16 protein-coding genes and 2 pseudogenes are annotated in these 21,258 nt (G+C 68.0%); 12 read left to right on the top strand and 6 right to left on the bottom strand.

Annotation, left to right across the window (positions count from 1 at the left end; genetic code table 11):
* Positions 1 to 89 precede the first annotated feature (89 nt).
* The 4 genes from OG966_RS39450 to OG966_RS39465 all read left to right on the top strand — a co-directional run bounded on the left by OG966_RS39450 (position 90) and on the right by OG966_RS39465 (position 4,270).
* Positions 90 to 788: a reverse transcriptase domain-containing protein gene (locus tag OG966_RS39450; RefSeq protein ID WP_326654933.1), complete on the top strand. Its 699-nt coding sequence runs from the start codon at positions 90 to 92 to the stop codon at positions 786 to 788.
* Between the two features lie 336 nt (positions 789 to 1,124).
* Positions 1,125 to 2,357: a site-specific integrase gene (locus OG966_RS39455; protein ID WP_326654934.1), complete on the top strand. Its 1,233-nt coding sequence runs from the start codon at positions 1,125 to 1,127 to the stop codon at positions 2,355 to 2,357.
* Positions 2,358 to 2,801: 444 nt separating this feature from the next.
* Positions 2,802 to 3,284, top strand: a complete 483-nt coding sequence (locus tag OG966_RS39460; protein ID WP_326655547.1) for a tyrosine-type recombinase/integrase — start codon at positions 2,802 to 2,804, stop codon at positions 3,282 to 3,284.
* Positions 3,281 to 4,270, top strand: a complete 990-nt coding sequence (locus OG966_RS39465) for a tyrosine-type recombinase/integrase (RefSeq protein ID WP_326654935.1) — start codon at positions 3,281 to 3,283, stop codon at positions 4,268 to 4,270. The genes OG966_RS39460 and OG966_RS39465 overlap by 4 nt, the downstream gene beginning before the upstream one ends.
* A gap of 554 nt (positions 4,271 to 4,824) precedes the next feature.
* Here OG966_RS39465 and OG966_RS39470 read toward each other — a convergent pair.
* The 3 genes and pseudogenes from OG966_RS39470 to OG966_RS39480 all read right to left on the bottom strand — a co-directional run.
* Positions 4,825 to 6,600 (bottom strand): 3-hydroxyacyl-CoA dehydrogenase family protein, encoded by a 1,776-nt coding sequence (locus OG966_RS39470; RefSeq protein ID WP_326654936.1) that lies wholly within the window; start codon positions 6,598 to 6,600, stop codon positions 4,825 to 4,827.
* Positions 6,601 to 6,608: 8 nt separating this feature from the next.
* Positions 6,609 to 7,952 carry a crotonyl-CoA carboxylase/reductase gene (gene ccrA, locus OG966_RS39475; protein ID WP_326654937.1) on the bottom strand — a complete coding sequence of 448 codons (1,344 nt, stop codon included), beginning with the start codon at positions 7,950 to 7,952 and terminating at the stop codon, positions 6,609 to 6,611.
* An 820-nt stretch (positions 7,953 to 8,772) separates the two neighbouring features.
* Positions 8,773 to 9,560, bottom strand: a pseudogene (locus OG966_RS39480) (RNA-guided endonuclease InsQ/TnpB family protein); the annotation flags it as partial.
* 432 nt (positions 9,561 to 9,992) lie between these two features.
* Here OG966_RS39480 and OG966_RS39485 point away from each other — a divergent pair.
* Genes OG966_RS39485 through OG966_RS39515 form a run of 7 tightly spaced genes read left to right on the top strand, consistent with a single transcriptional unit; the run spans position 9,993 to position 15,578 of the window.
* Positions 9,993 to 10,289 (top strand): Dabb family protein, encoded by a 297-nt coding sequence (locus OG966_RS39485; RefSeq protein ID WP_326654938.1) that lies wholly within the window; start codon positions 9,993 to 9,995, stop codon positions 10,287 to 10,289.
* A 36-nt stretch (positions 10,290 to 10,325) separates the two neighbouring features.
* Positions 10,326 to 11,747, top strand: a complete 1,422-nt coding sequence (locus tag OG966_RS39490; RefSeq protein WP_326654939.1) for a phenylacetate--CoA ligase family protein — start codon at positions 10,326 to 10,328, stop codon at positions 11,745 to 11,747.
* Complete coding sequence (locus OG966_RS39495; protein ID WP_326654940.1) at positions 11,744 to 12,784, top strand: aminotransferase class IV; 1,041 nt, start codon at positions 11,744 to 11,746, stop codon at positions 12,782 to 12,784. The genes OG966_RS39490 and OG966_RS39495 overlap by 4 nt, the downstream gene beginning before the upstream one ends.
* On the top strand, positions 12,781 to 13,383 hold the full coding sequence (locus OG966_RS39500) for a hypothetical protein (protein WP_326654941.1): 603 nt from the start codon (positions 12,781 to 12,783) through the stop codon (positions 13,381 to 13,383). The genes OG966_RS39495 and OG966_RS39500 overlap by 4 nt, the downstream gene beginning before the upstream one ends.
* A gap of 37 nt (positions 13,384 to 13,420) precedes the next feature.
* Positions 13,421 to 14,410 carry an ornithine cyclodeaminase family protein gene (locus OG966_RS39505; protein WP_326654942.1) on the top strand — a complete coding sequence of 330 codons (990 nt, stop codon included), beginning with the start codon at positions 13,421 to 13,423 and terminating at the stop codon, positions 14,408 to 14,410.
* 26 nt (positions 14,411 to 14,436) lie between these two features.
* Entirely contained in the window at positions 14,437 to 14,724 is a 288-nt protein-coding gene (locus OG966_RS39510) for a DUF1330 domain-containing protein (RefSeq protein WP_326654943.1), read from the top strand.
* Positions 14,721 to 15,578, top strand: coding sequence for a PhzF family phenazine biosynthesis protein (locus OG966_RS39515; RefSeq protein WP_326654944.1), 858 nt, complete (start codon positions 14,721 to 14,723; stop codon positions 15,576 to 15,578). Before OG966_RS39510 ends, OG966_RS39515 begins: the two co-directional genes overlap by 4 nt.
* Positions 15,579 to 15,830: 252 nt before the next feature.
* Here OG966_RS39515 and OG966_RS39520 read toward each other — a convergent pair whose 3' ends face one another.
* Positions 15,831 to 16,019: a hypothetical protein gene (locus tag OG966_RS39520; RefSeq protein ID WP_326654945.1), complete on the bottom strand. Its 189-nt coding sequence runs from the start codon at positions 16,017 to 16,019 to the stop codon at positions 15,831 to 15,833.
* 222 nt (positions 16,020 to 16,241) lie between these two features.
* On the opposite strand from OG966_RS39520, the gene prcB reads away from it, so the two are divergent.
* Complete coding sequence (prcB, locus tag OG966_RS39525; protein WP_326654946.1) at positions 16,242 to 17,093, top strand: proteasome subunit beta; 852 nt, start codon at positions 16,242 to 16,244, stop codon at positions 17,091 to 17,093.
* 766 nt (positions 17,094 to 17,859) lie between these two features.
* Here prcB and OG966_RS39530 read toward each other — a convergent pair.
* Together OG966_RS39530 and OG966_RS39535 are read right to left on the bottom strand one after the other, a co-directional pair.
* Positions 17,860 to 18,466 (bottom strand): annotated as a pseudogene (locus tag OG966_RS39530) (transposase); the annotation flags it as partial.
* 736 nt (positions 18,467 to 19,202) lie between these two features.
* Positions 19,203 to 20,564, bottom strand: coding sequence for an MFS transporter (locus OG966_RS39535; RefSeq protein ID WP_326654947.1), 1,362 nt, complete (start codon positions 20,562 to 20,564; stop codon positions 19,203 to 19,205).
* Positions 20,565 to 21,258 lie beyond the last annotated feature (694 nt).

Genomic DNA, 21,258 nt, shown 5'->3' on the forward strand with positions numbered 1-21,258 from the left:
GCCGGTCCGGCGACGGAGGGCAGGCTCGTTGCCGGCTGAGGTCCGCAGGTGGGGCGGAGGCCCCGTAGTGCAATGCCCGGAGGCCGCTGGTGAATACCGACGCGCTGGAGTTCGCGCTGCTCAAGGACGAACGCCGGGTACTGGAAATGCAGACCAAGCTGTACTGCTGGGCGACCGATGATCGTGGTCGTCGGTTTGATGACCTGTTCAATCTCGTTGCCGATCCTGCGTTCTTGCTAGTTGCGTGGGGTCGGGTGCGGGGCAACAGGGGCGCTCGTTCGGCCGGGGTGGACGGGCAGACAGCCCGCTCCGTGGAGGACGGGCAAGGCGTCGGGGTATTTCTCGACGAGGTGCGGTCCGATATGAAGGGCCGTGCCTTTCGTCCGCTTCCTGTGCGGGAAAGGATGATCCCCAAGCCGGGGACGGCCAAGCGTCGTCGGCTGGGCATTCCGACCGTGCGGGACCGGGTGGTCCAGGCGTCCCTGAAGTTGGTGTTGGAGCCGATCTTCGAGGCGGACTTCCTCCCGTGCTCCTACGGGTTCCGTCCGAAGCGCCGGGCTCATGACGCGCTCGCCGAAGCGCACCACTTCGCCAAGAACTCGTATGAGTGGATGGTGGAGGGTGACATTGAGGCGTGTTTCGACTCGATCGACCACACGGCCCTGATGGACCGTGTGCGTCAGCGGGTCGGAGACCGGCGCGGCCTTGACCTGGTGAAAGCGTTCCTGAAAGCGGGCATCCTCACCGAAGGTGGCCTGCCCAGGGAGACCGACAGCGGAACTCCGTAGGGAGGGATTCTGTCACCGCTGCCGTCGAACATCGCTCTGTCCGTCCCTGACGAGTTCATCGCGGCCGGACCGGGCGGGCCGCGGTCCACTCAGGCGGAGCGGGCCGGGCGACGGCGTCGGAAGCTGCCCAACTACCGGTTGTTCCGGTATGCGGATCTATGCCGAGTTCGGCATAGGTCCGCTTATGCCGTGTGCCGGGTTATGCCGACTGCGGCGGCGACAGCATGACGGATCTGGGGTCTGGTTTCGAAAGCTTCAGCATAACCGGCGGCCTTCGTACGAGGGGGCCCATATCCCTGTCTGTACGGGCGAGTTGCCTGCAGACAGGAGAGGATCATGGATGTGATCGGAGGGCGGCGCCGTGGGCCGGTGCCGCTGGTTATGACGGGGCCGTTGGCCGCGTACGAGTCGCTGGTGTGTACGGAGTTGTCGTCCCGGGGGTATGCGGAGTCGTCGGTGAGGGACGCGGTGCACATGATGCGGCGCCTGAGCCTGTGGATGGATCGGCGTGAGCTCGTCGCGGCCGGACTGGCGCCGACGAGGGTGGAAGAGTTCCTGGCCTTCCGGCGGGCAGTGTGCTCCTCCGAGCCGGTGGCCCGGCGGTCTCTGGGGGCGGTGATCAAGGTGCTGCGGCACGTCGGCGCGGTTCCGGTTCCGGACGAGGTCGACGGCGACGCGGTGCAGGAGGTGCTGGCGGACTACGGCGCCTACCTGCGCGGGGAGCGGGGTTTGGCGGCTGAGTCGGTCCGCTGCTACTGCGGCCAGGCCCGCAAGTTCCTTGTTGCGCTGCCGGATCCGCTGGACGACTCGCTGGCTCGGCTGGATGCCGCGCAGGTGACCGCGTTCATGGTGCGGCACGCTGCGGACGCCGAGAGTGTTTGGTCGGCGAAAGCCCTGGTGACTGCGGTCCGATCGCTGCTGCGTTACCTGCACGTGGACGGCCGGATCCCGGTGCCGCTGACCGGGTCGGTTCCCGCGGTGGCGGGCTGGCGGCTTGGTTCTTTGCCTCGCGGACTGGAATCACAGCAGGTGTCCGCGCTGCTGTCCGCACCGGACCCGGAGTCCACGGCGGGGCGGCGGGAAAAGGCGGTACTGACGGTGCTCGCCCGTCTCGGGTTGCGCGGCTCGGAAGTCGCCGCCCTCCAGCTGAGCGACATCGACTGGCATGCGGGGGAGATCGCAGTGCGGGGCAAGGGCTCCCGCGTCGAGCGGCTGCCGCTGACAGCCGAGGTCGGCGAGGCGCTCTCGGAGTACCTGATGAAAGACCGCCCCAGGTGTTCGGCCACGGCCGTGTTTCTCACCGCCCGGGCTCCCTGTCAGGCGCTCACCGGAGCCTGTATCCGAGCGATCATGGGGCGGGCCTGCGAGAGGGCGGGACTGCCGCGACTGGGCTCCCACCGGCTCCGCCACAGTCTGGCCACCACCATCCTGCGGGCCGGGGCGCCGCTGCCTGAAGTGGGCCAAGTGCTCCGTCATCGCAGCCAGTTGAGCACCACCATCTACGCGAAAGTCGACCATGAAGCCCTCCGGTCCCTGGCCCAGCCGTGGCCGGAAGGCGGTGCACGGTGACCACGCTTCGACAGCACGCGCAGGAGTACCTGGCCATGCGCCGACGGCTGGGATTCAAGCTGACCACCTTCGGCGAGAAGCTGATGAGTTTCATCAGCTACCTGGAACACACGGGCAACACCGTCCTGACCACCCGAGCCGCGCTCGCCTGGGCGACGAGTACGCCTCGCAGCAGCGATGAAGTGCACTGGAGCAGGCGGCTGATGGTCGTGAGGATCTTCGCCCGGCACCTCAAGGCCCTGGAACCGGCGACCGAGATTCCGCCCGATGATGCCCTGCCGCACCACTACCGGCGCATCACCCCGCACCTGTTCACCCCCGCCGAACTGGCCCGCTTGCTCGCGGCGACGAGTGCCCTGAGTCCGGCCTTCCGGGCCCGCACCTGGCACACCTTCATCGGCCTGCTGGCCGTGAGCGGCCTGCGCACGTCCGGAAGCCTGCGGTCTGGACCGCACCGACGTCGACCTTGCTGGCGGTCTTCTCACCGTGAGGGAGACCAAGTTCGGCAAGTCGAGGCAGGTTCCGGTACATGCCAGCACCATCACGGCACTGCGGAGGTATGCCCGGGAGCGCGATCTCCAGCGGCCCGCCCCGAGCACGGCGGCCTTCCTGGTCTCCACCCGCGGCACCCGACTCGACTCCCACAACCTCCCGCGCACCTTCGTCCAGCTGCTGTCCGCGGCGGATATCACCGCAAGTGAGGGCCGCCGCAGGCCCCGTTTGCACGATCTGAGGCACACTTTCGCGACCACGACCTTGCTGGAGTGGTACCGCGACGGCGCGGACGTGCAGGCGAAGCTCCCGCTGCTGACCACCTATCTCGGTCACGCCGACCCGAAGTCCACCTACTGGTATCTCTCCGGCTCACCGGAACTGTTGTCCCTGGCCGCGGTCCGTCTGGAGCACAGCTTCGGAGGCCGGCCATGAGCGACCTTGCACCCCTGCTGCAGGGCTTCTTCACCGACAAGCTGATGCTCCCGCTCCAGGCCAGCCCGCACACCATCGCGGCCTACCGCGACACCTTCACTCTCCTGCTCGGCTTCGTCGAGCAGCGCACCGGCCGCCGGCCGACCCGCTTGAGCATCGCCGACCTGGACGCACCGACGATCGGCGCGTTCCTCCAGCACCTGGAAACCGTCCGCGGCAACACCGCGGCGACCCGCAACATCCGGCTCGCCGCGATCCGTTCGTTCTTCCGCTACGCGGCCCTACGGGCGCCCGAGCACGCGGCGGTGATCCAGCGGGTGCTGGCGATCCCGCCCAAACGCTTCGACCGGGCCATCGTCAACTACCTGACCACCACGGAGACCGACGCCCTGGTCGCGGCACCGGACCGCACCACATGGACCGGACGGCGCGATCACGCCCTGCTCCTGACCGGTATCCACACCGGACTGCGGGTCAGCGAGATGACTCGGCTCACGCTCCAGGACGTCCATCTGGGCTCCGGCCCTCACCTGCGCTGCCACGGCAAGGGACGCAAGGACCGGTGCACCCCGCTGACCAGCGACACCGTCAAGGTGCTCAAGACCTGGCTGAAGGAACGAGGCGGCGAGCGAGGCGATCCGCTGTTCCCGAGCCGCCGCGGCACCCCGCTCAGCCGGGATGCCGTCGAACACCTCGTCACCAAGCACACCCGGACCGCCGCAGTCACCTGCCCGTCGCTGGCCGACAAGCACGTCACCCCCCACACCCTGCGGCACAGCACCGCGATGGCACTCCTTCACGCGGGAGTTGACGTCTCCGTGATCGCCCTCTGGCTCGGCCACGAATCAACCGAAACCACGCAAATCTATCTGCACGCCGACATGAGCATCAAAGAACGAGCGCTCGCGCGCACGGCTCCCGCCGGCAGCACCCCCGGACGTTTCACTGCTCCGGACAACCTGCTGGCGTTCCTCCAGACACTTTGAGTTGGAGGACACGGGTTATGCCGACCACTCCGAAGCAGGCACACAGCTCGTCATGCTGTCGCCGCCGCAGTCGGCATAACCCGGCACACGGCATAAGCGGATGACTTTCTGATCGCTGTGACCGGGACCCGTCGCCTGATCGGTGTCACTGCGGCGGCAGCACGGCGCCGCCCGCCTCGGAGAAGACCCTGGCCCAAGGCGATCGCAGCTCCCGTACGCAGGGCGCTCAGTACGGGGGCTCGTGGAGCGGGAGCTGCCGGAGACGGTCGCAGGCACCCCCGACGCGTTCGGGGTCGGGCCGGGAGGCTGTGCGCCTCGTGCCGCACCAGGTCAACGGGGAGATGCCGCGGTCGGTCCCCGGGTCCGTCCCGTCGGCCCCGGACCACGCACGACGACGCGGCCCCGGCAGCCCGACCGGCGACGGCCTCGTCCTTGCGCGCCGGGTGGTTCGCCGACGGCATGACGTCAGGCACGACACCACTGCGCTGAGCTTCCGAGGCCCGACTGCGGCCGGACCGTCGGGAGCTCAGCGGCCCTGTACGGCAAGCCGCCCATCACCGTCCGGAGCGTTGGCCGGCCGTGCGGAAGCCTCTCTGGTTCTTGCGGCCCAGTGCGCCGTCGGCGACAAAGTTCTCCAGGAGGGCGGCCGGTTTCTGCTCCGGGCGGTCCAATTGGTCGTACAGGCGGTGCTGAATGGCCAGAGAGACGTCCAGCCCGATCGTGTCAAGGAGGGCGAAGGGACCCATGGGGTAGCCGTAGCCGTTCTGGACGGCGGTGTCGATGGCCTCGATGTCGGTGCCGGGGCGTTGCAGCAGATCGACCGCCGCGACGAGGTAGGGAAAGAGCAGGCAGTTGACGATGAAGCCGGCTCGGTCGGGACAGGCGACCGTGGTCTTCCCCAGCCCGGTCGCGAAGGCCCGGGCGCCGGCCAGTGCCTCGTCGCAGGTGCCGTCGGCACGGACCAGTTCGACGAGTCGCATGACGGGCGCCGGGTTGAAGAAGTGCATGCCGACGACATCGGCAGGCCGCCCGGCAGCCTCCGCGCAGGCGGTCACAGACAGGCTGGACGTGGTGGTCGCCAGGATGGCTTCCGGTTTGGCCGACGCGCCAAGCCGGGTGAAGAGCTGGCGCTTGACGTCGAGGTCCTCCGCCACCGCCTCGACGATCAGATCGCAGTCCGCGGCGGCTTCCAGGTCCGTGGCAGAGCTGAGCAACGGCAGGGCCGCGGCCTTCTGCCCAGGGGTCATTCGGCCTCGGCGGACGGCGCGGGTCAGAGAGTCGGAGATCGCCGCGAGGGCGATCTCGGCCTTCTCCGGGCTGCGCGCCACCAGCACGGTGGGATGCCCCGCGGTCGCCGTGACCTCCGCGATGCCGCGCGCCATGACACCGGAGCCCAGGACCGCGACCGTATGCACCGGGCGCCCGACGGGGGCGGTGTGGCCCACGGGCGTGTCCCGTGACGTTCCGCCCTCGCCGTCGTAGGTGTACAAGCCCGCGGCGGTCTTCCGTCCCAGGCGCCCGGATTCGACCAGACGGGTCAACAGCGGAGCGGGGGCGAAGGAGGCGTCGCCCGTGCGCTCGTGCAGGGCCGTCAGGGTTGCGTGGGCCGTGTCCAGCCCGAGGGTGTCCAGCAGTTGCAACGGCCCGGTCGGCAGACCGCAGCCGAGCCGCATCGCGGTGTCGATGTCGTCGCGGGTGGAGTGACCGGCGTCCAGGAAGGCCACGGACTGGTTCAGATAGGCCATCACGAGCGCGGTGGCGTCCTCGGCCGGTCCGGCGCCGATCTCGACCCGGGTCAGGCCCAGTTCGGCGATCAGCGCGTCCGCGACATCCACGGTGGACGGGGAAGTCAGCGTTGTGGGCGCCGGCTCCACCGCCCCTCCGGGGCAGGGAGGAACGAGGAAGCGCAGGCCCGAGACCGACTCCGGCCGACCGGACACGATGGCGAGCTGCGGGATGGAGAGAGCGGAGGTCGTCGTGAGCACCGGGGCCCCCGAAACTTCGCCGATACGACGCAGAACGTCCGTCTTGACGGCCAGGTCGTCGGAGACGGCCTCGATCACCACGGTGGCGTCCGCGAGCTCCGCCATGTCGTCCGTGAGGACGACCGGCGGCTCCACCGCGTCCTCGGCGAGGGTCTTGAGGTGGTTGCCGACCCGGACAAGGACGTCGAGGTCGGTGTCAACGGCCACGATGCGATGGCCGGCCCGGATGGCCAGGCGCAGAAATGCCTCGCCGACCGTGCCGAGGCCGACGATGCCGGTGACGGGTCGCGGATCGCCGGTGGGCGGTTGCAGATCGCTGCCGAGTGCGTACTGATCGGTCGTCATGGCGGTCCTCAGTCCTTCTGCTCTCGGAAGCGATTGATGGCGTCGACGTGCCGGGCACGCAGTTCGTGGTCGCGCACACCGAGGCCCTCCTGCGGGGCCAGGCAGAGGATGCCGACCTTGCCCTGGTGAAGGTTGGCGTGGACCTCGTACGCCCCCTGCGCAGCCTCCTCCAGCGGGTAGACCTTCGACAGAGTCGGGTGGACCTTGCCTTTGGCGACGAGCCGGTTGGCCTCCCATGCCTCCCGGTAGTTGGCGAAGTGCGAGCCTACGATGCGCTTCAGCGACATCCACAGATAGCGGTTGTCGAACTCGTGCATGTACCCGGACGTGGACGCGCAGGTGACCACCGTGCCGCCCTTGCGCGTCACGTACACCGACGCGCCGAACGTCTCCCGGCCCGGGTGCTCGAAGACGATGTCGGCGTCCTCGCCGCCGGTGAGCTCCCGAACGCGCTTGCCGAACCGCTTCCACTCCTTGGGGTCCTGGGAGCGTTCGTCCTTCCAGAACCGAAAGCCCTCGGCGTTGCGGTCGATGACCGCCTCGGCCCCCATGGAGTGGCAGATGGCCGCCTTCTGCGGCGACGAGACCACACATATGGGGTTCGCGCCCCCGGCGAGCGCCAGTTGGGTGGCGTACGAACCGAGCCCGCCGCTCGCGCCCCAGATCAGCACGTTGTCACCCTGCTTCAGCTGTGCGCCGTTGCGGGAGACCAGCTGTCGGTAGGCGGTTGAATTGACCAGCCCCGGAGAGGCGGCCTCCTCCCAGGTCAGATGCTCCGGTTTGGGCATCAGCTGGTTGGACTTCACTAGCGCCAATTCGGCGAGGCCGCCGAAGTTGGTCTCGAAGCCCCAGATGCGCTGCTCGGGGTCGAGCAGCGTGTCGTCGTGGCCGTCGGGGCTCTCCAGCTCGACGGACAGACAGTGCGCCACGACCCGGTCGCCGGGGCGCCACCGGTTCACGCCGGGCCCGGTGCGCAGCACCACGCCTGCCAGGTCGGAGCCCAGCACGTGGTAGGGCTGGTCGTGGCGTCTGGCCTGCTCGCTGAGGCGTCCGTAGCTTTCCAGGAACCTGAAGGTGGGTATCGGCTCGAAGATCGAGGACCATACCGTGTTGTAGTTGATGGCACTCGCCATTACGGCGATCAGGGCCTCACCGGGTCCCGGCCGCGGCGTCGGGATCTCCTGTACCCGGAGGGATTTACGAGGATCCTTCTCCTTTGAGTCCATGCCCTCGAATATCGAGGTGTTCTCCCGGAGCACCGCATTGCCCCGGTAGTGGTCAGGCAGGCGCAGACCCGTCACATCCCGCGAGGCGACATCCTCGGAGAGGAGAGCGCCGATGATCTCGTCCATATGCCATCCCGTGACGTGTCGAGTGAATCAGTCCATCACCGTTGCGGACGAATTCTCCAGCCGGCGATGAAGGCGCTCCCGCGAGACGGTGGCCGCCGAATTGCGTCCGTCGCAGGGCGCGTCTCTGCCCGCGTGGGCCAACGGATCGGCCGCCGTTCTCGTCCGGCAGCCGATCGGAACCAAGAATCCGATGCGACATCAGATTTCCTGCCTTTTCAGAGGGAGAGCAGGCAGCCGGCATCCGTCGCAACCGCGGAGTTCCCTTGCGGCGATCATGCCGATATAACTGGTGCCGGTCAATCACGCGTTGCCGATGGTGTGGATCGATGGAATGGGTGAACAGTCCGTTTCCATCCGGTCGGAAGGGGGCAGTTAGGCTGGAGGGCGGATCCGAACGTGAAGAAACTCCTGGCGGACTGATTCACGATCAAGATCGTCCATTGCGCCGGGCCGAAGGGGCTTGATCGGCTGGGTTGCGCAACGGCCGCTCCGGGATTTCATGAGTGCGTTGTCCAGGGCATCACCGACGGTGTCGGCCAAGGCGTCCGTGCTGATGCGCAGAAGGTACGCAGTGAGCGCGCCTCGGGCCAGCGGGACTTCGGGCGCGGTCGCGACGCCACAGGGCCATGTCGAGGGTGCGAGCACCAGCTCGGTCAGGGCGGGCACGGCCTCGGCCTGCCGAGCGGGACGGCCTTGACCGGTTCGGGCTGCGGGCTGGGATGGAACGGGCCGGCCGGGGCGGCCATCTCCAGAGCCGGATGCGGGCGGAGGCGATCGTATGTTTGAATCCTGCCCTCCTTGATGGGAGGGGATTCCTGGCTCAGGCGGCCATCTGGGACAGCGCCCCACACGGTCTTACGCCCTCGGCACCAGCCGGGTTGAGACCAGCCCGGACGAGCGTCACGCGGGCGGGGAGTTCTTGTCTCTCGGAGAGGAGCTTCCGCATGCGGTACAGGTGTAGGTGCACGTCCCCAGCGGCAGTGCGTGCTTGGCCCTCGCTCCGCAGTGCGCGCAGTCCATCGTGGTGTGCGCGGGGTGGACCAGATGCACGGTGCGTCCGTGCTTGCGGCCCATGGTGGTCCTGGCGAGGAACTTCGGCTTGAAGTCCTCGACGGCCAGCGCGTCATGGTCGTGGACAACGGACTTGGCCCATTTGCGGCCGGTGCCCAGGCGCCGGCGGGCGACCTTCTTGTGCGCCTTGGCGCGCAGCCGCTTCGCCTCGCGGTAACCCTTCGATCCGGCCTGCCCCTTCTTCTGCCCGCGGCGCGCCATCATCCGGTCGTACCGGGTTAGTTTCGCCTCTGCCTTCCTGCCATGCTCGGCGTGCGGGAGGTCGTGGGATTCGGAAGTCGTGGTCGCGGTCTCCTTCACGCCCCAGTCCATACCGATCACCGCACCGGTTTCCGGCAGCGGCTCGACAGCGGCGGGGACAACGAAACTGGCGTACCAGTGGCCGGTACTGTCCTGGTAGACGCGGACGCTGGACGGGGCGGCGGGCAGCTCCCGCGACCACACCATGGTCAGAGCGATCCCGCCCGCCAGGTGCAGCTCTCCGCCCTTCAGCCGGAAACCGCGCCGGGTGCGGTTGAGGGTGGGCGGCGCCTCGCGGCACTGTCACGGGATGCGGTTCCTCCCCGGCGCGAACGCCGGAGCCTCCTCGCAAGAGACCTGGTGAAGTCGGTGTCCTCGCAGTGGCGCTGCGGAACACCGATCGGGGAAGATGACGTGTGAACACTCCCCCTATTCGTGGTCAAGGCTTCGACAACCTTGGTCATCAGGGGCACGCTCTCGTTGCCGAACCGGGCGAACCACATGGAGGGCCCGTATAGGTGATCGGCCCGTCCCGTCAACCGAGAACGCGTCGCCCCTGTACCCAATTCCTCGATCCACATCATCGATAATGTGTGATTGATCAACGCCGACTATGTCGGCATGCTCGCAGTATGGGGACTCCGCAGAAAGTTCCGTCAGAGCTTTGCTCCGCAGCGACCAAAGCGCGCCCTCCCCATTATCCGGGAGGGGTTGACGTGAAGGGTGTCGATGATCACGCACATAGCTCTCTTCAAACTCAAGGACGGTTTCGAGCGGTGCTCGCCAGCCGTCGTTGAAGCCGAGAAATCCGCCAAGGATGTCTGCCGCAACGTGCCCGAACTTCTTACCTGGCGCACAGGTTGGAACACGGTCGACCGCGACATCTCCTACGATTTCGCCGTCATCGGCATATTACCCAACTTGGCGGCATTGGAAAAATATCAGGCCAATCCTTTCCATCGCCTCTCGGTGGAGCGTTGGCGGGCCATCTCCGACTGGGTGGTAATTGACCTGAACGACGCGTGAACCACCGCTTTCCGAGTCGAACTATTGGAGGCCTGGATGTTCACCCAGTACGACCCCGAGGCGGGGGCTCTCGCAAGCGAGCTGCGCGACCAGTTCGACAGCTTTGCTGCAGGTGACTGGGATACGGAGAAGCTGAAGTCCCATCAGACGCAGCGGCTGCGCGAAGTCGTGGCATATGTGCGGGCCAGATCTCCCTTCTACCAGGAGAAACTGGCGGCTCTCGCAGACGATGAGATTTCCACGCTGAGCATCGACGACCTGCGGGGCCTTCCGTTCACCACCAAGGAAGACCTGAGGAAAGCCCAGTTCGATATTCTGTCTCTGCCGGTCTCCCGGGCCTGGGTCTTCTACGAGACCACCGGCACGACCGGAGCGGCGACGCCGTGCCCGCGGACGAACTCCGATTCCATTCACAACAACACAGTCCTTACCGCGTACTATCGCGACATTCTCGCCCCGTACGGGGACCGCCAGGTCATCGGCGTCTCGGGTCCGACCGAACTGCACGCGACCGGGGACACCTTTGGCGACGTCTGCCGCAATCTGGGCCACGGGATTGCCAAGATGTGGCCGCGCTCTCCGATGGTCGGCTTCGAACGCGCACTGGGGGTCATGCGTCTCCTGCCCGTGACCGGGCTGTTCTGCACTCCGGGCATGGCCATGAACCTTGCCCAGGAGGCGGTGGACGCAGGGTTCGACCTCAAACGGGACTTCTCACTCGACGTACTGATGCTCACAGGCGAGTTGATGTCGCCCAGTCTGCTGCGGAACATCGGCGAGCTGTGGGGTGCCGAGGCGCGCAACTGCCTCTACGCCTCGCAGGAGGCGTCGGTGCTCGCGGCGGCCAGCGCGGACGGCTCGCTGCGCACCGCCCCCCTGATCAACTACTACGAGGTGATCGAGCCAGAGGGCACAGAGCCGGTGGCTCCGGACGCGGATGGGGTTCGATGCGGCGAACTCGTCGTGACGAACCTTTACCTGGGAGCCAAACCGCTCGTCAGGTACCGCACCGGCGACATGGTCCGGATGACCGACCCCGGCTCTGAAGCCGCTGTACCGGCCCCGGCACTGGAAGCTGTCGGACGAGTACACGACCGGCTCCGCCTCAACGGGCATCTCGTCAGCGGATACGACCTCGAAGACCTGCTGCTGCGCCGGTTCCGAGGCTATCTGAACTACCAGATCACCGTGGATCGAGAGGGCCTCGGTAGGGACACATTGTCGCTGACCTTGGAAACCGGCCCGGACGGCGGCCACGCGGACGCCGTCGAAGAGGCCATCGAGGACTGCCACTGGGAGCTGGACACCGCTCTGACGGTCAAGTCCGGTTCTGTCGGCCTCATCGCGAGCACGGGTGCCATGGTGAGCTGGAAAGCTGCCCGGGTCGTGGACCTGCGTGCCCAGTCCTCGATCGAGAATACGTCGGCCGAGCGCATCGCGGCGGCGAGGGCCCGGTGACCACCCATCACCCTGACCACGCCACAACCGGCTCAGACAGCCGCACGCCGGCGAACACGCTTGGCGTATGGGCCTACGACCGCGGCGAGTTCGTCTCGGCGGCCGAGCCACGCCTGCCGTTGTCCACTCAGGCGCTGCACTACGGCACCGGCACCTTCGAGGGCATCCGCGCCTACCGTTCCGACCGGGGGCTTCAGCTGTTCAGGGTGCGCGAGCACTACGAACGCATGCTCCGTGCCTGCCGGATCCTGCGCATCACCGACATCCCCACCGAGGTCGAGGAACTCATCGGCATCACCGTTGAGCTGATCCGGCGCAACCACCACGACGGCGACGTCTACGTGCGGCCGCTGGCGCACAAGCTCGCCCTGCATCCCGACACGCCTCCCGGCGTCTCGCTGTCGGGCGTCTCCGACGGGCTGTCCATCACCACGTTCGGCTTCCCGCCCTACGGAATCGCGAAGCCGGCGCGCTGCGGACTCAGCTCCTGGCGACGCCCGCCCCGCGACACCCTGCCCACCCAGCACAAGATCACCGGCGGTTATGTGACCAGCGCGCTGGCCTCTGACGAGGCCTGTGCCGCCGGGTTCGACGACGCGCTTCTTCTGGACAACTCCGGACACGTGGCCGAAGCGACCACCGCGAACGTCTTCGCCGTGGCCGCCGGCCGGGTACTGACCCCTCCCGACACGAGCGACATACTGCCCGGCATCACAAGGGACACCTTGATCACGCTGTGCCGGGAGTCCGGTACGGAGGTCATCGAGCGTGCGCTCAGCCCGTCAGACGTGTTCACCGCCGACGAGGTCTTCCTCTCCTCGACAGGCAAGGGCGTGGTCCCCGTCGTCTCCCTCGCAGGCCGGGCCATCGGAAACGGCGCCGCCAGCGAGGTCACCCACCGGCTCGCCGCACTCTACGACGCGGTCACGCGGCATGCCGACGGACCCCACCCAGAATGGCGCTTTCCCGTGGACCCTCCGGAGACCCGCTCCACCCCCACCATGCATCATCCCCAGCCCTCAGGGAGAAAAGCATGACGCTGTGGAGCTTCACGGCCCTGCTGCGCGACTCCGACCGAGTGTCGGCCGTAGGCACTCTCGGACCGCCCGGCACAAGCAGCGAGGCCGCCGCCGGACACTTCATACGCCTGTCCGGATCCGACAGCCCGCAGCCCGCCATCCACCTTTTCGACACCTATGAGGAAGCGGGAGCCGCTCTCCGCACCGACCACGTCACCCATCTGATCGTGGCCAACGCCTACAGTGCGGTCAACCAGTTCTACATGGACCCCTGCCTGGCACTGACGAACGTGTTCGTGATGGACACCCCGCTGTACGGCATCGCCGCGCCCCACAACGACGGCCCGGTGCCGGACTCACCCACCATCGCGACTCACCCCGCACCCGAACCGATCATCGGCCAGCTGCTGTCCCCCAAACACTCCACCTACAAGGTGATCCACTCCACCTCGACCAGTGCCGCCGCCCAGGCGGTCACCGACGGCATCGCCGATCTCGCGCTCACCACCGTTCCCTCAGCCGAACGGCACGGCCTGGAATTCATCTCCGCCACCCGCCCCATCCTGATGGTCTGGTCGGTGTTCACCCGGACCCAGCCGGCCGCCGCGACGGCATAAGCACCATGGCACACGAAACGAGCCAGGAAGGGACTCCATGCTGCTGCTGAGCGGAGACCAGGTACGAGAGGCGTTCCCGGTGGCGGAGGCGTATCGGGTGGTGACCGATGTGATGCGCCGCTACAGCGCCGGGGAAGTCGTCCAGCCCGTACGCACGGTCCTGTCCTCAGGACAGGACACGTCGCTGTTCGCCGTCATGCCCTGCCATGTCAGCGGCGAGCCCGACTCCGGCTACGGCATGAAGGCCGTGCTCCACGCGCCCGGCAACTCGGCACGGGGACTGCCCACGCACGTAGGCGTGGTGGTCGTGTTCGACCCCGAGACCGGTCAGCCACTGGCCATGATGGAAGGGGCAGCGGTGACCGCGCTGCGTACGGCCGCCGCGTCCGCCGTCGCCACCGACGCGCTGGCCCTGCCGGACGCCGGTGACCTGGCCCTGATCGGTGCCGGCACCCAGGCCCGCAGCCACCTCCTCGCCCTCGCCGAGGCCAGGGAGTTGCGCCGGGTACGGCTGTGGAACCGCGGCGCGGCGCGCGCCGCGGAATTCGTCACATGGGCGCGTACGAAAGCCGGCATCACCGTCGAGCTGACGGACACCGCCGCCCAGGCGCTGCACGGCGCGGACCTGGTGTGCACGACGGTGGACACAGCCGAGCCCCTGGTCCACGCCGAGCACCTGGCCGAGGGAACGCATGTCAACGCGGTCGGCTCCTCCGTACCCGGCAAACGCGAACTCGACGCCGCGGCAGTGGCATCCTGCACAGTCTTCGTCGACAGCAGAGAAGGCGCCCTGCGCGAGTCCTCCGAACTCGCCGCCCCCATCGAGAACGGCCTGGTACCGGCCGACCGGCCACTGCCCGAGATCGGCGAGGTACTGCTGGGCAAACACCCCGGCCGCATAGACCCCACCGAACGCACGCTCTACAAATCACTGGGCATGGCGGCCCAGGACGTCGCATCCGGCTTCGCCATCGTACGGGCCGCCCAGCGCCTCGGCATCGGCACCGTGGCCGACTTCACCTGCTGAGCCCCCGGAATTGAAGGAGTCTGCTCATGACCGCGCTGCTGATCGGCAACGTCGGAATCATCGGCGACCTAGAACGCATGGCGGAATACCGTGCGAAGGTACTCCGCACACTGGAACTCTACGGCGGCGGATTCATGATCCGCGGCGGTGAGTTCGAAGTCCTGGAAGGCGACTGGAAACCCACACACATGTCAGTCATGGCATTCCCCACGGCCGACCAGGCCCGCCAGTGGTACGCCTCACCCGAGTACCGCGCCATCGTCCCCCTGCGTGACGGCACCCACATGGACCTCGTCCTCGTGGAGGGCGAGTGACCACAACCCCAGCGACCCCGAGTGCACGGCCCTTCTCCCAGGTCGACGTATTCACCGACAAGCCCCTCCTCGGCAACCCCGTCGCAGTCGTCCTCGACGGCGACGGGATCACCGACACGGACATGGCCCGGCTCGCGAACTGGACCAACCTCTCCGAGACAACCTTCCTGCTGCCGCCCTCCTCCGACAGAGCCGACTACAGACTGCGCATCTTCACGCCAAGCAGCGAGATCCCCTTCGCCGGACATCCCACACTCGGCTCCGCCCACGCATGGCTGGAGGCGGGAGGCACCCCGAGAACACCCGGAAAACTCGTCCAGGAATGCTCACTCGGGCTGATCGACATTCGGCGGTCCGACAGCGGTCTGAGCTTCCGCGCGCCCGACCTCAAGCGCGAGGGTCCACTGGATTCCGCGCATCTCGACCGGATTGTTCGGGGGCTCGGTATCAGCCGCGAGCGGATCGTCGCCCATCAATGGGTGGACAACGGGCCAGGCTGGGCCGCCGTGCAACTGGCCACCGCCGAGGAGGTCCTGGCGTTGGACCCGGACAACCGTCACATGGGCGACCTGATGCTCGGCGTGGTCGGCGCCTACCCCGAGGGCTCGCCGCTCTCGTTCGAGGTCCGAGCCTTCGCCATGCCCGCTGGGGTACGCGAGGATCCGGTGACCGGCAGTCTGCACGCCGGTATCGCCCAGTGGCTCATCCGCACCGGCGCCGCCCCCCGCCTCTACCGCGTCGGCCAGGGTAGCCGTCTCCATCGGCAGGGCGTGGTGACTGTCGAGGCCCACGAAGACGAGGTGTGGGTCGGTGGCCGCTCCCTCACCTGTGTGCGTGGCACTGTCGATGTGTGATCCTCGATCCATCACGTGACGGCCTGCCCGTTGACGGGGATCCGGGATGAGGTGCGTGCTGACCTGCGGTGACAGGAGCTCCTACGCTGCCACCGCGCTCGATCGGCAGGGCGCCTCCGGAGCGGAAGTCCCCCCACAGGCCCGCGGACCTGTTCGCCTCGCCAAACCATGTCGGCGGACATGGCTGCGGGACGCTCTCCGGAAAGGCGGGGCCGACGATGCAGAAGCGGGCGCGACGGACCGCGACGTCGGTCACACCCCCGCCTCCGCCGCGACGGCCCCCGAGCCGACGGCCTGTCGACAGTTCACCGGATCCCCGCCGGTGCGCATCGCGCCATCGAGCAGTGCGGCGACCACCGGCCCTCGGCGCCAGCCACTGTGCGGGCACAGCCAGCCCGAGAGCTGCGGCACGCTCGGCCTGCTGCTGACCGTGCTGGTCACCGCCGCCAGCCGGCGGCAGGGTTCAAGGCCGTGTCCTGTGGCAAGCGCGTCGATCAGGGCCCGGAGTGCGGTGGGCGGGTCCGGCGCGATGGCATCACGGGGCTGGGTGGGGGAGTGCGGGAGAGCGGTCTGCTGTCGGTGACTTGGGCACGCGAACAGCGTTTTCGGGTGAGTCGTTCATGGTAGTAGTTGACCGTCTGCAGGGGTTCCGGGAGGAGAAACATGACTCGGCATGAGTCCGCGGGTCGTCTGGGCGCGGAGTTCTTCGCTCCTGGAAGCTCCTTCACCGAGTTCGTCCGCGCCCACCGGCCGGAGCTGCTTAGCTTAGACCGGGCCCTCCCCGAAGGCGTTCAGGCCGCGCCAGACCAAGTGCCGCACGGCACAACGGTGTTGGCGCTCACCTACAGCGACGGAGTGATGATCGCCGGCGACCGCAGGGCGACGATGGGACACCTCATAACCCAGCGTGACCTGGAGAAGGTCCACCCGACAGACGACCACACGGCCGTCGCCTTTGCCGGCACTGTGGGCCTCGCGATCGACCTGGTGAAGCTGTATCAGGTCGAGTTGACGCATTTCGAGAAGATGGAGGGCATCCCCATGTCCCTCAATGCGAAGGCGACCAGGCTGGCCACGATGGTCCGACAGAACCTCGGCCAGGCCATGCAGGGGCTCGCCGTGGTTCCGCTGCTCGCCGGGTACGAGCAGTCCGCCCCCGAGGGAGAGCGCGGCCGGATCTTCGGTTTCGACGTCACCGGCGGTCCGTACGAGAAGCGCGACTTCTACGCCGAGGGCTCCGGATCGCCCTTCGCCCGGGGCGCGTTGAAAAAGCTGTACCGTCCGGGCATGTCCCGCCGTGACGCCGCCCTCGCCGCGCTCCAGGCTCTCTATGACGCGGCCGACGACGACTCGGCCACCGGTGGCCCGGACCTGAGCCGCCGGATCTTCCCCATCGTCGCGGTGATCACCGAGGACGGTTTCGAACGCCTCTCCGCACAGGAGACAGAAGCCTTGAGCCGCGAGATGGTTGAACAACGCTGGCAACAGCCGAACGGCCCGGTCGCGTCACTGTGAACCCTCGTATCGGGATGTCCCCGGAGGTCGGCGTAGTCACGCGTCCGCCAGGGCGGCGCCGAGGGGCCGCTCTGGCGAGGATTCTGGGAATCCCCGGCGGATCGGAGTGCTCGGCTCGGTCGCGAAGAGGTACGGCTGTCGTTGAGGTGCCTGTTTCCCGCGCCGGCCCCCGGACAGCGACATGGTGCGGTTGACATCCCGCCAGGTGGTGTAGCCGGTCAACAGGACGGAACCCACGGGTAGAGGCCGGTCAAGCCGTCGGCGGGGACTCGTCCGCCGCTTCACCAGGGCGCTTTGCGGGCCGCGCCCGCCGGAGAGGTCGTCGAAAGCCGGAGGCCGCAACCAGAAGCACATGATCGCTTGCACCACCCGTTGAGACATGGCCTGGGTGCGCGACCGGCTGGACGGGTTGTGGCGGGACGAGACCTCGAAGCCTGGTGCCCGAGCGACGAACACCCCAAGGGTGTGAGCCGGTCTCGTTCCTTGGTGGGCCGCCGACGGGTCTCTGGGGCGTGAGGCAGCCCCCGTTCCGGATGCCTGCGCAGGCGCCTGCGGTTGTGGTAGGTCTCGATGAAGGTCAAGATGCCGGCTCGCGCGCCGGCCTGGTCGGCCCGGCTGTGGGCGCCGATTTCGTCTTTGAGTACCGCGAAAAGCCTCGGCGGCGGCGTTGTCGAAGCGGATTCCTGTCCTGCGTGTGCTCTGCCGTAGCGCCAACTCCCCATGCTTGTCGTGGAATTGGGCAGAGGTGTACTCCCCGGACGCAACCGGTCGTCGCAACCCCGGCTTCCTGGACCGATGGTAGGTGTTCGTTCAGGGCTTCGGCGGGCGTCTTCCAACCGAGGGTCCTGCGGGGCCTGTCGCTGAGCGCGAGGGTAACGGCTTCGAGTTCATCAGCCTGCCATCGCGACCGGTCGGTGCCTTTGGGAAAGTAGTTGGGCATGCTGGGCCAGCTCCTTGCCACGATGCCAGGTCAGCGAGCGGCGCAGATGGTCGGGCAGCGTGGTGGTCGTGGCGGCGATGGCGTCTTTGACGGCCTTTGCACCGCGGCCGGCCGGCGCCGGGCTCTTGACCCGTGGGCCGCGCCGTAGCCGTCCGTCCGTGGCAGGTGCAGCAACATGGTGAACGGCGTCGTGCGCTCCGCCAGCGTGCCGATGCGGACCAGTCGGTGCCGATGATCAGGTTGCCCTCCCAGCGGCCAGGGGCCGCGCGGTCTTTCGCTTCGGCAGGCCGCTCGCTGATCATCGCCTCGGGTGTGACGTGGCCCTTGGCGCGGTGTCGGGAGCGTGCTCGTGGGACACACAGCGCACGCCCGGTGCGCAGGCAGGCGACCAGCTCGCGCTTGAGCGCCCGCGCCCCTGAACGTAGAGGTTCTGTCAGAATCCGGGGCGCCTCCTGGCCTTCGCTTCCTGACAGGCTGTCAGCCTGCACGGTCGGCGTGAGTGTCCGCAGTCCCTCTCCTCAGGACCGGCGCAGAGGTCACCTCTGCGGAGATCGCCACTACACCACGAGCGGGGGCGCGCCCCCCGATCGGCGAGTTCACCGAACGCGCACGCGCTCACCACGCCCTCCTCGGCCAGGGCATGAGCCTGCGGCGCAGCGGTGCGCTCGTGCCGCCCGTCGGCAGGAATCGGTTGAGGGCCGCAGGTCCCAACTCCCCTGTGAACCAGACCCGTTCAGGCCGAACCCGCACCCCGCAACGCCGGGGCCGGGGCCGAGGGCCGGGTGACGACGCTCGACGTTCACCACGAGATCTGCGCACACGGCTTCCGCGGCGGACACGCCATCGTCCACGGCCGGCACCCCGGCACCCTCGCCGAAGAGGGGAAGCCGCATCACGAGGCCGTCTTCGCGGCCGGCCAAGCAGGTTCCTCGTCTGTCGGTGGTACCGGCCATGCAGGTCGCCGACCAGCGGAACGAGCCTTCATGGACCACCTGGGAGGCCGTTGGCCCGAGAACGGTCCGGGTCTTGGCCGCCCAGGTGTACTGCCGGTCGTGTGCGGGTGAGACCGACGCCCCACGGCTCCCGGCGGCCTCCGTGCCGATCGGCAGTTCGCGGGCCGACCACGCCGGGTGGCCCGTCATCCCGCGAACATCTCACACGAGCACCACTCAGGCGGTGCTTGTCCGACGACCTGTCACAGCGATGATCACTGCTCCGAGCCCGCAGGCGATGCCGGCTGTGAGGTAGGCGAGGTGGTAGCCGGCGAGCTGGTCGATGCTGGTCGCCGCGACCAGGACCATGACCGCCACTCCGATGCTGGAGCCGATCTGCTGCGCCACGACATTCACCGCGCCGGCGACCGCGTGCTGTTCCGGCTCAACGCCGGTGAGCGCGGCGGACGTCATCGAGGGGAAGTTCAGGCCTTGGCCGATGCCGCTGATCACCAGGCCGGGCAGCATATGCAGCAGATAGCTGCCGCCCTGGTGCGGTGTGCCCATCCACAGCGCTGTTCCTCCGCCGATCAGGACGAGCCCGACGGCCATCAACATGCGCGGCGTGTACTTGGCGAGCAGGCGTCCGGTGACGAAGTTGGCGGTGAGGAACACACCCGCCGACATCGGTACCAGCGCGAGACCGGATTCGAGCGGGGAGTACCCCAGCATTCCCTGCAGATACAGCGGAGCGAAGAAGAGCATCCCGACCGAGCCCGTGTACTGGAGGAACGCCGCCAGGCTCGCGGCCCGTATCGACGGGGCCCGGAAGAGGTCGAGAGGAAGCACCGGGTCGGCGGTGCGGCGCTCACGCGCGACGAAGAGCAGCAGGAACACCACTGCGACGCAGAGCGAACCCCATGCCGACGCGCCGCTGCTGCTCGCGCCGACGACCAGCAGGATGAGGCCGATCGTGCCCAAGACCGCACCGGGCAGGTCCAGCCGGCCACCGCGCCCGACACCGCCGGGCAGCCCGGCGCGCGTCGCGGCCAGCACGGCCACCCCCATGACCACCGAGAACCACAGCACCGACCGCCAGCCGAGGAACTGGGTCAGTACTCCGCCCAGCAGGACTCCGCCGCTGAAGCTCGCGGCGCCGACCGCCGCGTACACACTGAGCGCCCGGTTGCGAGCCGGACCGGCCGGGAACACCTCGGTCAGCAGGGCCAGTGCGGCCGGACCCGACAGGGCCGCGCCGATGCCCTGGACCGCCCGTGCAGCGAGCAGCACTCCGATGGTCGGCGAAACGGCCCCGGCCAACGCGGCCACCGTGAACAGTGCGACACCGGATTCGAACATCCGACGCCGGCCGAATACATCGGCGAGGCGGCCACCCACCAGCAGGAAGCCGGCGAACGCTACGGCGTAAGCAATCATGACCCACTGGAGTGTGGTGTCCTCCAGGTCGAAACGTGCTCCGATCGACGGCAGGGCGGCATTGAGCACCCCGAGACCACTCACGTCCAGTGCGAGCGCACCGGCCAGCACCCCAAGTGCCAGTCCCGGCCTGTGCCGTGGCGTCACCTCGGTACTTGTCATGCGGGCCCCCCGAGGAACTCGCCGCCGACCGGCCGACGGGGGCTGGGGTGTATCCGGATGCCGCTGCTGGAGCCCGACGGCTGGGTGGCCGACCCGCCGTCACGTATCCGGCCGACGACTGTCTGGAGAGGCCGGTGGCTGAGCCGTAATAGGGCGGGTACTTCACCCGCTACAGGCGTGTCGGGCAGCGTGGCCAAGAAACGGTTTGGAGAATGTCCGGACGACGACAGCTCAGGTTCCACGATTTTCATACTTCGCAGCTTTGCAGTATCGCTCGCCTGTTGTCCAGACCGGCCCTGCTCGTATACCGCTGGAGCCTATTCCCGTGGCACTCGGACTGATTGTTGATGGGGGCGCGGGACGGTATCCGGGGAGATTCTCTGCCACTCCCGGCAGCACACCAGTCGGCGTTGAACTGCCGATGGGCGGCGATGACCGAGCCACGGTACCCGTGCCGGGTGAACGCCCTCGGCCCGCCTGCGGCCTCTGCGCCACGACCCCGCCCTCGCGCCAGACCTTGCGCCGTAGCCACACCGTCCGCTCCGTAGCCAGCAGGTTCTTCGCGATCGGCATCACCGCGTCATCACCACGCTCGGACCGCCCGGCCCCTTCGGCCTCGGCAGCTCCCGTTTCTCCTGATCATGTGGTGGATCGAGGATCGCATCAGGTGTTCCCGCGCATCGATAAAGCACGC

It is taken from the genome of Streptomyces sp. NBC_01750, assembly GCF_035918095.1.
GTDB lineage: Bacteria > Actinomycetota > Actinomycetes > Streptomycetales > Streptomycetaceae > Streptomyces.

Bases quoted from the DNA above. Each gene is read 5' to 3' on its own strand.
- OG966_RS39500 (WP_326654941.1), top strand. From the start codon at position 12,781: ATGACGCTGTGGAGCTTCACGGCCCTGCTGCGCGACTCCGACCGAGTG.
- OG966_RS39485 (WP_326654938.1), top strand. From the start codon at position 9,993: ATGATCACGCACATAGCTCTCTTCAAACTCAAGGACGGTTTCGAGCGG.
- ccrA (WP_326654937.1), bottom strand. From the start codon at position 7,952: ATGGACGAGATCATCGGCGCTCTCCTCTCCGAGGATGTCGCCTCGCGG.
- OG966_RS39490 (WP_326654939.1), top strand. From the start codon at position 10,326: ATGTTCACCCAGTACGACCCCGAGGCGGGGGCTCTCGCAAGCGAGCTG.
- OG966_RS39510 (WP_326654943.1), top strand. From the start codon at position 14,437: ATGACCGCGCTGCTGATCGGCAACGTCGGAATCATCGGCGACCTAGAA.
- OG966_RS39465 (WP_326654935.1), top strand. From the start codon at position 3,281: ATGAGCGACCTTGCACCCCTGCTGCAGGGCTTCTTCACCGACAAGCTG.
- OG966_RS39470 (WP_326654936.1), bottom strand. From the start codon at position 6,600: ATGACGACCGATCAGTACGCACTCGGCAGCGATCTGCAACCGCCCACC.
- OG966_RS39505 (WP_326654942.1), top strand. From the start codon at position 13,421: ATGCTGCTGCTGAGCGGAGACCAGGTACGAGAGGCGTTCCCGGTGGCG.
- OG966_RS39455 (WP_326654934.1), top strand. From the start codon at position 1,125: ATGGATGTGATCGGAGGGCGGCGCCGTGGGCCGGTGCCGCTGGTTATG.
- prcB (WP_326654946.1), top strand. From the start codon at position 16,242: ATGACTCGGCATGAGTCCGCGGGTCGTCTGGGCGCGGAGTTCTTCGCT.
- OG966_RS39535 (WP_326654947.1), bottom strand. From the start codon at position 20,564: ATGACAAGTACCGAGGTGACGCCACGGCACAGGCCGGGACTGGCACTT.